At 76.2% G+C, this 3,265-nt stretch carries 2 protein-coding genes and 1 pseudogene; all 3 read right to left on the reverse strand.

The features are described 5' to 3' along the window. Positions 1 to 1,496, reverse strand: a pseudogene (locus G5C62_RS26300) (hypothetical protein); the annotation flags it as partial. A 150-nt stretch (positions 1,497 to 1,646) separates the two neighbouring features. Further along, positions 1,647 to 2,390 (reverse strand): RNA methyltransferase, encoded by a 744-nt coding sequence (locus G5C62_RS26305; RefSeq protein ID WP_241176154.1) that lies wholly within the window; start codon positions 2,388 to 2,390, stop codon positions 1,647 to 1,649. Between the two features lie 10 nt (positions 2,391 to 2,400). Continuing rightward, positions 2,401 to 3,265, reverse strand: an 865-nt coding sequence (locus tag G5C62_RS26310) for a phosphatidate cytidylyltransferase (protein ID WP_206330879.1), incomplete at its 5' end; no start/stop codon positions are given.

Genomic DNA, 3,265 nt, shown 5'->3' on the forward strand with positions numbered 1-3,265 from the left:
ATGACCGATGAGATCAAATGTGATTCGTTGTGTGCGGGGGTTATGGTGGTATAGGGGACAGCCTCTGCGTCGCCGCCGGGGTCGGTGCCGCCCGGGTCGGTGCCGTCGGGCTCGGTGCCGTCGGGCTCGGTGCCGTCGGGCTCGGGTGCCTGCGGGTCTGGGTCCACCGGCGCGCACGCCGGGGCGGTGACGGGGGCGTCAGGGCCGGTGCCCTCGTCCGGGGTCTGGCCGTCCTCGGGCACGGTCGCCGGGCAGTCGCCGTCCGGCGCCGTCGGGTCCCCGACCGGGTCGACGGGGGCCGGGCCGATCGGGTCCGGGCCGATGGGAGCCGGGCCGGTCGGGGCGGAGTCGGTCGGGGCGGGGTCGGTCGGAGCGCGGGTGATCGGGACGGGCAGCGCCGGAGGGCCCGGCAGCGGGGGCACGGGCTGCACGGCGGAGCCCGCGGGCTCGCGCGACTGCACGACGGCCCGCGGCGCCGCCACCACCCGGAACGTGCGGCCCCGCGCCGACGAGGTGGCCACCGGGACGGACGCGGCGCGAGGGCTGGGCTCCGCAGCCGCGCTCGGCGACCCGGCCGGGGTGGTGGCGAGCGGGGTGTCCTCGGCGCCGGCACCCAGGGCCGGCAGCCCGTTCACGCGAGGCGCGGGCGACCGGTTCGCCGTCGTCGGCGCAGGCCGCTCGTCGGCGTCCCGCTGTACTGCGGCGACCGAGGGGCCCGCGCCGTCCGAGCCGCCGGGCAGGGTGAAGCCGGCCACGACACCTGCGACGACGAGCACCGCCGCGGGGAGGAGCACGCGGTACCGCCGCCGACCAGCAGCAGCCGGCGGCGTGCGGACGGCGGGGAGCGTGCCACCGGGCCCGGTGCCCCGCACGCCGGCATCGGTGGACGCCGGCAGCGCCTCCGCAGCCTGGATGTCGGCAGCCCAGGCGGCGAGCTGGGCCTGGCGCTCCCGCTCGGCGGTGCGCTCGGCCTCCTCCAGCTCGGCCAGGGCAGCGACCAGCTCGGCGGACGCCCCCGGGACCAGGTGCTGCAGATCGGGCCGCGGCGGGGGCTCGGGCGCCATGGCCGCCTCGGGGAAGGCGTTCACAGCCGGCCGCGCAGGCGCTGCCACGGGTGCGGCATCGACCCACTGCGGCAGCCAGGCCTCGTCCCACGGAGCAGCGTCGGACGGCGACTGGTCGATCTGTCCGTGCTCGGCCGGCACGCGGTCCGCCGACTCGTCGACCGCCGGTCGGTCCAGCTCCGGCACCTCGGCCTCCGACACCTCGACCCCGGGGGCTCCAGCCTCCGGAGCCTCGGCCTCCGGCACCTCGGCCTCCGGCACCTCGGCCTCCGGCACCTCGGCCTCCGGCCGCTCGGGCGCCGCGTCGCTGGCCGTGGAGGCGCCACGCCCGGGGACCGCCGCGACCGGCTCGTCCTCGTCGGCCGCCGGCACGGGCGCCGCAGACGCCTGCTCCTGCAACGACTCGTCACCTCGCGGTGGGCCCGACGCCACGGCCACTCCTCCCCGGCCGGTCGCCGTCTCGGCCACCGTTCGCGGCCGAGCCCGGACACCAGACCCGAACGGCCATGCTGCCGGAGAGGAGCCCACCCATCCGGTAGGCGCGGCGTGATCGCCCGGTCACACTGCGCTCGGCCTCGCCGGTCAGCCGCCCTCGCGCACCGGGCTGAGGTCGGCGTGCTCCCGGACCCAGGCGTGCATCGCGATCCCTGCCGCGACCCCGGCGTTCAGCGACCGCGTCGAGCCGAACTGCGCGATCGACACCGTGAGCGCGGCGGCGTCCCGGGCCGCTGGGGTGAGCCCGGGACCCTCCTGCCCGAACAGCAGGACGCAGCGGCGCGGCAACGAGACGGTCTCCAGCGGAACGGCGCCGGGGCCGTTGTCCACCGCCACCACCGTCAGGTCCTCGGCCGCCGCGAACTCCAGCAGCCCGGTCACCTCCGGGTGGTGGCGCAGGTGCTGGTAGCGGTCGGTGACCATGGCGCCCCGCCGGTTCCACCGGCGCCGGCCGATCACGTGCACCTCCGCCGCCAGGAAGGCGTTGGCGGTGCGCACGACCGTGCCGATGTTCAGGTCGTGCTCGAAGTTCTCGATGGCGACGTGGAACGGGTGCCGTCGTCGGTCCAGGTCGGCGACCACCGCCTCCAGCCGCCAGTACCGGTAGCGGTCCACCACGTTGCGCCGATCGCCCTCGGCGAGCAGCTCGCGGTCGTACTGCGGATCGGTCGGCCAGGGACCCACCCACGGGCCGACGCCGACCGACCCACCCCACTCGGTCGGCCCGGGCACCTCGTCGTCCGTGGGCCCGTCGTCCGTGGGCCCGTCGTCCGTGGGCTCGCCGTCTGTCGGCCGGCCGTCCATCGCCCGGCCCGTCGTCCCGTCCGTCACCGCCGCAGGCTCAGACCGGCGCGACCATCGACAGGATCAGCCACGCGACCGCGGCCGAGGGGAGCAGGGAGTCCATCCGGTCCATCAGACCGCCGTGGCCGGGCAGCAGGTCACCCATGTCCTTGATCCCCAGGTCCCGCTTGATCAGGGACTCCCCCAGGTCGCCCAGGGTGGCGGTGACCGCGATGGCGACCCCGAAGAGCACGCCTCCCCACCACGGCCCGTCGAAGACCAGCGTGATCAGCAGCGTGCCGATGAGCACGCAGGCCGCGACCGACCCGGCCAGCCCCTCCCAGGACTTCTTCGGACTGACCGTGCGGGCCAGGGGGTGCTTCCCGAACAGCACGCCTGCCGCGAAGCCGCCCACGTCACTGCAGACCACCGTGCCGATGAACGTCAGCACCCGGGCGGCACCGTCGTCCGGCGCCAGGAGCAGGACGGCGAACCCGGCCAGCAGCGGTACGTAGAGGGCGACGAAGATCGCGGCCGACGCATCGCGCAGGTAACCGACCGGTCCGTCGCCCAGCCGCCACAGCAGCACGGCGAAGACGGTGAGCAGGAAGGCGATGACCAGACCCGAGGGGCCGCGCGTCCAGGCCAGGGCCGCCATCGCGACCGCCCCCACCAGCACGGGGGTGCGCGGCGGCCGGTGACCGCCCTTCTCCAGCGCCCCGCTGAGCTCGAAGACGCTGATCAGGACGGCGGCGGTGACGACGGCGAGGAAGGAGGGCCGCCAGAGCAGCAGGGTCGCGAAGACCACCGCTCCCAGCCCCAGCCCGACCCCGACCGCGAGCTGCTCGCCGAGGGCGATCGGCGCAACGTGGTGGACCGCTACCGGTACTGGCGGCTGGAGGCGGTGGTCGCCGACCTGGACC

This window comes from Modestobacter sp. KNN46-3 (genome assembly GCF_011039295.1).